Below are 6,994 nucleotides of genomic sequence, written 5' to 3'. Positions count from 1 at the left end.
CTAATGCTGTTTTCTGTTTTTTCAGCAGTTTACGTAATTCCTCTGCTGACTCTTCTATTTTTACTTTGGTGACTCCAGCCATGAACTTATGCTCATATTTCTGACTTAACTATTTCTATCATTTTTTTAGTGAATTGGTATCACTTGGCTATCACGTCAATTACAGCGTGGTAAACATGGCTGACTATGGACTACCCCAGGCGCGGCGGCGGTTAGTTCTGATAGCTTGTCAGGATAGGGCTATCTCACTACCACCAACATCTGGCCCTGTAGGTTGGTATGGGGCGATCGCTCATCTAATCCACACAATGCCCGACTCCCAATTACTTGTTCGACAACAGCAAGCGGTAGAACGATTTTTAGCTAACAATGAACCCGCACCACTGCTGATCGAACGGGTTGGTGGGCGCAATGGGTTGAAGCTCAAGCCTGGGCATCTACCTGCTAATACTATCGTGCGATCGCATTTCACTGACCACAAAGGCTGCAACCGCAACAAGTTCGCAGACATCTGGTTGTCTGATGGTACAGTCAAATCTTTGTCTATTGAGGGGGCTGCTATTTTGCAAGGTTTTCCGTTTTGGTATAAGTTTCCGCCTGAGACGGCCACGGCTGGATCAATCATCGGGTATTCGGTTCCTCCTTTGTTCGCCGCGCAGTTATTCACTCACATTCAAAAACAGTTATCAGGAGCTATCGTATGACGAACCTCATCAATACTTTAGAAACTTATTGGTACATCTCACCACCTTGGGGTCAACAAATCCCGCCGTTGTGCATCAGTCTGCTGGAGCGAGTGTACGTCACCACGACAAAATCGTTTGGCTACTGCTGTGGAGTCGAGTGGTCTGACAACGGCTGGGAATATTCCATTACTTTGGACAACGAGATTGTTTCTGTGCGAGGACACGAAATCGTTGGCTCTGGGCAACTTCAGTCCCTGGAGATTGGACAGCTCGTGTTCATGGTGGGTGAGCTTGTCAAATTCCGGTTTGCTGCTGATGGGTCAAAAATCCGCACTGTTTTGGGTATACAGCTCATCAACGGCGCTTGGTTCTACAGCATTGAATGGCTGTCCCCGGCTTTAACAGCACCAGAGGACACGGGGGTTTGCATCCTTCCCCAGTCAACCAACAAGCCCAAGGTTAATCCTCACCTCGCTTGGGTTACTGATTTTGACTTAACAGGGGTGTAGTATGACTATCTTCACTTCGTATTACGCGGCTGTCCGATCAAATGCCTTTATATAAAACACTCACGCGCTTGGAAAAGGGTAAAGGCTTAACCGATACCCAAAGCATCACTAATAAATCATTTGCTGAATCTTACGATTTCACAACTAACGAGTCAATCACACCAAAACAGCCAACTCCCATTGATTCCACCTTCCCAGCTATCGTTCAATCGTTGTTGGCCAAGTGCTATGACGCTCTTATGCCTGTGGTGTGCTTACGCCTAGCTTGTGGCTACTACCGGGTATCTCTACACGGCGAGGATTTGGGGGTTTGGTCGGAGCTGGGGGTGCTGGGGGTACTGTCGGGGTTGCAGCAGGAGTTCTATCGGGGGCGGTTGGTGTCGGGGTTGGCGGCGGCTGTGTCAGGCTGACGGTGGAGTGTCTTGTGGGGGCGAGGTTGAGTTTAATTGGGCAAGCAAGGCTTCTGGTACGTTTCGTGCTTTATCTAATCCTCGCACATCTTCCCAATTTGTATCCTTATCCCAAGTAATATTACTAAGATTAGCGCCTCTGAGGTTAGCACTTGAGAGGTTAGCGCCTGAGAGGTCGGCACTTTCCAAGTTACTCTCCCTCAAATCAACTCCGCCACTAAGATCAGCCAAACTGAGATTAGCCTTTTCAAGGCTTATTCCAATAAATTCAACCCTGTGAAAGGTAGCTCTTTTGAGGCTTACATTTACAAGACTACATCTGCTGAAGTTAACTATATTGAATTTAGCTCCATTAAGGTTAGAGTTACTAAAATTAACCCCTTCAAGATCAGCCCTAAGGAAATCAACTCCTTCAATATTAGCCCCATTAAAATCAACTTCTTTAAAATCAATTTGAGTAAAGTAAGATCCTCTGAAGTCAGTTCCTTTCAGTACAGCGCCTCTGAAATTAACTCCCCATAGATGAGTCTTCTTGAAATTAGCATCTTGAAGGTCAGCCTCACTAAAATCTACCGATTGTACATCACATCCTTCAAAATCAGACTCATTGAGTTTAGCCTTACTGAGGTTAGCTCCAGTCAAATTGGCTGCTTTAAAGTTGGATTTTTCAATATTAGCCCTTTCAAAACTAGCAAAGTTCAGGTTAGCACCGTTAAAGCTAGCACCTTTTAGGCTAGCGTCATTAAGGCTAGCCCCCATAAAATTAATACCAATAAGGTTAGCACCTAAGAGGTTAGCACCAGCAAGGTTGGCTCCGTCAAAGTTAGCGCCAGTAAGGTTAGCGCCAGTAAAGTTAGCGCCAGTAAGGTTAGCGCCAGTAAGGTTAGCACCAGTAAGGTTAGCCTCAGTAAAGTTAGCGCCATAGAGAAAATAACCAACAGTTGCCGAAAAAGTACCTAAAGCAATACTGTTTGTGTATCCAATAATCCTAAATAATCGATTGTTATCAAAATTATCACTATCCTTTTTACCGTAAGGGTAAAAAACAATATTATCTTTTAAATCATCTTTATTTTGAGCATAGCGATGCAATTCAAAAAGTAAAATCATTACATGTAAGCCAGTATATATATCTATCTCTCTCAACCCCAAAGATATATTTAGTGCTTGGAATTTTTGCATTTGATTGAAAGGGAAAATTTTCACTTTTTGTCCATCAATAAATTTCCCTTCACACCAATCAATATAGAAATCTTCCAAACGTTCAAACAATTTTAAGTATTGAAACTTCTCTTCAGAATCAAGCAGAGCCATTAAATATCCTACAATCTCTTCTGTTAACCCACTGTAACCAAACAAATCATAAATCTCTTCTGATAGCTTTTCATCATCAATAACGAATGTTTCACGTCTAATTTCAGGGTCTAACCTTACCCACTTTTTGAAACTTTCTTTTATTTTTTTAGCACATAAAAATTCACCGAAACTCTTATGAATAAACTCTACAGCGCCCTCTGTAGACTCAGATGCTTTTGCTGGTCTTAAGTAAAATGCTGCTAACGCATTTCTTAAGGGAGTTTCACCAAGGTTCTTCTGTGCTTCTTCCAGCATCTTCCTCGCTGTTTTATCATTCTTGAGGCGTTCTTCAATTGCTTTTATTGAAGTCCATTCTCTCCCAGATTGAGTAACACATAATCCAGCTTCAATTAGAATAAATCGCAAGTCTTCTGTATCAAATTCTGTAAGCTCTCTATTAAGCTCTTGAGGACGTTGTTTTGTTAAAACCCAATCTAGTGTTTTTTGATAAATTATTATTTTAGCCTGAGCATGATTAGCACCTTCAAACATTTGAATGTTTAACTCATTATCCCGGTGCATTGCTGCTAAAAGGTACAATAACAGTGGTTCTCGCGCTAGTTCTTTAACACGTTCCGGGCAATTATCTGCTTTTAGGAACTTCTGAAATTCTTCTGCTTTATCTTGTCCAAATAATTTAGCCCATTTTTCTAACCATTGCGTCTGAATTTGCTCATCCATTAACGCAATTTCTACTCTGTCTAAATTGGTTGGTATCCGATTTTCAATTCCATGTAAAGCCGACTCTCTACCAGTTACTATAAACTGATGTTTACAACCTGTTTGTGCTTGATAATTCCCTACTTGCTTCAGAAAATCTTCTATTCCTTTTGCTGTTCTTCCTTCAAAACGTAGTTCATCAAAACCATCTAAAATAAATAAGTATCGAGTATTGCGATCGCTCAACCAATCATCTCGGTTTGCAAAATTTTCTCTTACAGCCGCACGGAGCGTATTTTCGATATTTGGCTCAAAAGTATCTATATCCCTTAGCCTAATTAATATTGGTGTCCAAATTGGATGTAGATTTTCCCTGACCCAATTTGCAAACATTTTACAGAAGACACTTTTACCTCGCCCTGGCCCTGCTTGAATAAACATGACTTGGGAATTTTTATGGTTTTTATTTAGTTGTTCTTTTACCCAACTCTCTAAATCAACAGTATCTTTTTGTTTAGGTTTGCCATTGCTATCTAACAACTGAGCTTTCAATGGCACATAGATTTCAGGGATTTGAAATTCTTCACCTATTACTTTCCAACGCTCAACTAGTAATGGATCGCTGGGTGATGGTGATATATGTTCTGTCAGATATGACTCAATACTTTCATATTTTTCATTTGCTCTTACTTCTTGTGCTGCTGTTACTAAAGAATTTGAGTCTTTATGCACATCTTGCGACTCGTATAAAAAAAGCTCCTTGATGTAGTTATAAGTATCCCAAGCAACCCATCCAGTTACAATTGAAGCAATATTCTCTGCTATTCCAGCTTGTTGTAAATAAGAAAACAATTGTTGATTTAAAGCTTGTCCTAATGTTGAATTTGAAAACTGTTTCAGTGCTTCTTTAGCTTCACTATTGTCTAATTCCAATTCTCCCAGTTGAGTCAACCCAACTTTAACACCCTGTTCTGCTATCTCTGCATTCAGTCTTTCTTGCAACCAAACATTTCTTTGCACTAAAGCGTTAAAGCTATTGATATAAGCTAATGGACAAGCAACAGCTACCCATTCTGCTATCTCAACCTTTTCGTTGGTTTTATCACGCAGTAGCCTCAGTCCACTTCGCGCAATCCCTACAAACGATAACCCTGCTGCTATTACTGGTGCTGATGGAGCAGTCGCTAGTACACCAAGGGCGATCGCAAATTCCAGACTAGCTTTGGTAATCTCTGCCCCAGATTCCACAACGTCCCCAGCTTTCTCTAGTTGCTCATTAGAAAACAATCTTTGCCAAAGAAGCTTTAATTTTTCCACTGCCTCATGCCCTCAAGAGTCCTGCTACTGAATCACTGTGGAATCTTTTACACAGTATGCGCTTAGAAAGACTGTAGCGCAGAATCTATTTTGTGGGGGTTAAATTACTTTACTTGCAATGTACCTACGCTGCGGCAGGGGATTGGGAGAGTGACGGAACGGGAGCGTAAGTAGATTTGGATTGACGTGCAATCAAGGGCTGCAAATTAATATAATCTTTAGTAAAGACTGAACCCAAAGCAAAAATGACCGACACGCCTGAGTACTTCCCAAGCAGACTAGACCGCATTGAACAAATCATGCTAGGGCTTGCCGAACGACAAGCTAACACTCAAACGCAATTAGATAGAACCCAGGCACAGTTAGATAACCTAGCACTTAGGCAAGCTAACACGCAGATACAAGTGGATGAGCTAAGACAGTCCATGCGAGAGCTTACCACTAACGTTAACCAAGTTCTTGCTCGTAACGCGATTTTAGATGATGTACTACTTGAGCTACGCGAAAGCCACGAGATACATCAGCGCAACTTTGAAGAACACCAACGCACCACTAACGCTGCTCTACAAAGTCTTGAGGCTATCTTGGTACAGCTGACGAAAAATCGGTCTTGAAGCGATGTCACTCGACAAGCTGCGAAAGCATCTACGCACCCATCACCCTTCATCCCTCAACCATTCCAAACCAACATTCAAAGCTGCTGACGCACTGTAATAAATCTTTTGCTCTCCGAAAATGCCACCTGTCCTGCTAATGACACGAAACTGCCAGCAATGTCCAGGGGTGTAATAGACAATGAGGACGCTGCCGTTGATACAAAGCACAGTATCAACTTTAAGGGAGGACATTTGATGATTTCATAGTTATTGATAACTTAATAAAAGTGTCATATCATCTAACTCTGGTTTTTTGTTTTTATTTTCTAAATGAATATTCACGAAATTGAATTACGAGAAAACTTTTATCTTCCACCAGAGCAAGTCTTATACCTTTATAGCCAGTGCGGTTGGTCATCCGCTAATAAACCTGAGAAGTTATTATTTGCCTTATCCAACAGCGAAACTGTTATTTCTGCATGGCATCAAGATATTCTTGTGGGTTTGGGAAATGCTATCTCGGATGGCGCTCTTGTAGTTTACTATCCTCATCTGTTGGTACTGCCTTCATATCAACGCTGTGGTATCGGTAGTCAAATTATTGAGCATTTAAAACAGCGATACTCAGATTTTCACCAACAAATTCTACTTTCTGTTGCTAACGCCACTCCATTTTATGAGAAAGTTGGCTTTCATTTAGCCCATAATATTAAACCGATGTGGATCTATGATGGTTCTGATATCTAGCTAGACATTTGTTAATTTTTCATCATTAATTTTCTAGTTCAATAATTCTTTGAAAAAGATACCCTGAACCTCTAGCGGTCAAAATTAATTCTGGATTGTTCGGGTCATCTTCTAGTTTTCCCCTTAATCGGGAGATATGCACATCAACCACACGAGTATCTGCGTGTTGTTCTGAAGTATATCCCCAGACGAGGTGCAAAATTTCTCTACGAGCAAAGGTTTTGCCTGAGTGATTCACCAATAACTCGAACAAGCTATACTCTACACCCGTCAAGCGAATTCGTTCATCACCTTTGTAGACAGATCGCCTATTAGTATCAATTTTGATATTACCTACATATATAATTCCTGAATTAGGGACACCAATAGTACTCCCTTTATTGCCCCGCCGTCGAAGTATCGAGCGAATCCTCGACTCTAGTTCTTTTGGGGAAAATGGTTTAGCTATGTAGTCATCTGCACCTAACTCCAGCCCCGTGATTCGGTCAGTAACGTCTGCCAAGGCTGTGAGCATAATAATTGGGACATCAGAACATGAGCGTAATTCCTGGCAGACACCATAGCCATCTAACCTTGGCATCATCACATCCAAAACTACTAAGTCCGGGTCACAAGAGCGAAACGTTAACAGTGCTTCTTCGCCATCACCTGCTGTGACCACATCGTAACCAATCATGGAAAGTCGCGTCTCCAAAATCCGGCGAATGCTTGCT

7 protein-coding genes and 1 pseudogene are annotated in these 6,994 nt (G+C 41.5%); 5 read left to right on the top strand and 3 right to left on the bottom strand.

All coding sequences use genetic code 11. The features are described 5' to 3' along the window. Nucleotides 1–122: 122 nt before the first annotated feature. From RMY31_RS01005 to RMY31_RS00995, 3 genes and pseudogenes are all read left to right on the top strand, one after another. Nucleotides 123–704: pseudogene (locus RMY31_RS01005) on the top strand (DNA cytosine methyltransferase); the annotation flags it as partial. After that, nucleotides 701–1,195 carry a DUF1392 family protein gene (locus RMY31_RS01000; RefSeq protein WP_409877046.1) on the top strand — a complete coding sequence of 165 codons (495 nt, stop codon included), beginning with the start codon at nt 701–703 and terminating at the stop codon, nt 1,193–1,195. The pseudogene RMY31_RS01005 and the gene RMY31_RS01000, both read left to right, overlap by 4 nt. 41 nt (nt 1,196–1,236) lie before the next feature. Beyond that, nucleotides 1,237–1,605: a hypothetical protein gene (locus RMY31_RS00995; protein ID WP_409877045.1), complete on the top strand. Its 369-nt coding sequence runs from the start codon at nt 1,237–1,239 to the stop codon at nt 1,603–1,605. On the opposite strand, the gene RMY31_RS00990 is transcribed toward RMY31_RS00995, so the two are convergent. Further along, the gene (locus RMY31_RS00990; protein ID WP_409877044.1) at nt 1,597–4,869 is read right to left on the bottom strand and encodes a pentapeptide repeat-containing protein; all 3,273 of its coding nucleotides are present in this window, start codon (nt 4,867–4,869) and stop codon (nt 1,597–1,599) included. The two genes, RMY31_RS00995 and RMY31_RS00990, sit on opposite strands and share 9 nt — an antisense overlap. A gap of 314 nt (nt 4,870–5,183) precedes the next feature. Here RMY31_RS00990 and RMY31_RS00985 point away from each other — a divergent pair, with 314 nt between their 5' ends. Continuing rightward, complete coding sequence (locus RMY31_RS00985; RefSeq protein WP_409877043.1) at nt 5,184–5,552, top strand: hypothetical protein; 369 nt, start codon at nt 5,184–5,186, stop codon at nt 5,550–5,552. Between the two features lie 42 nt (nt 5,553–5,594). On the opposite strand, the gene RMY31_RS00980 is transcribed toward RMY31_RS00985, so the two are convergent. Then, nucleotides 5,595–5,786 carry a hypothetical protein gene (locus tag RMY31_RS00980; protein ID WP_409877042.1) on the bottom strand — a complete coding sequence of 64 codons (192 nt, stop codon included), beginning with the start codon at nt 5,784–5,786 and terminating at the stop codon, nt 5,595–5,597. Between the two features lie 78 nt (nt 5,787–5,864). On the opposite strand from RMY31_RS00980, the gene RMY31_RS00975 reads away from it, so the two are divergent. Continuing rightward, nucleotides 5,865–6,281, top strand: a complete 417-nt coding sequence (locus tag RMY31_RS00975) for a GNAT family N-acetyltransferase (RefSeq protein WP_409877041.1) — start codon at nt 5,865–5,867, stop codon at nt 6,279–6,281. A 25-nt stretch (nt 6,282–6,306) separates the two neighbouring features. On the opposite strand, the gene rpaB is transcribed toward RMY31_RS00975, so the two are convergent. Continuing rightward, nucleotides 6,307–6,994, bottom strand: a 688-nt coding sequence (gene rpaB / locus RMY31_RS00970) for a response regulator transcription factor RpaB (protein WP_409877040.1), incomplete at its 5' end; no start/stop codon positions are given.

This window comes from Dendronalium sp. ChiSLP03b, assembly GCF_034531165.2.
GTDB lineage: Bacteria > Cyanobacteriota > Cyanobacteriia > Cyanobacteriales > Nostocaceae > Dendronalium > Dendronalium minutum.
Note: the sequence above shows the minus strand (reverse complement) of the source record. Positions and strands in the feature narration are given on the sequence as shown.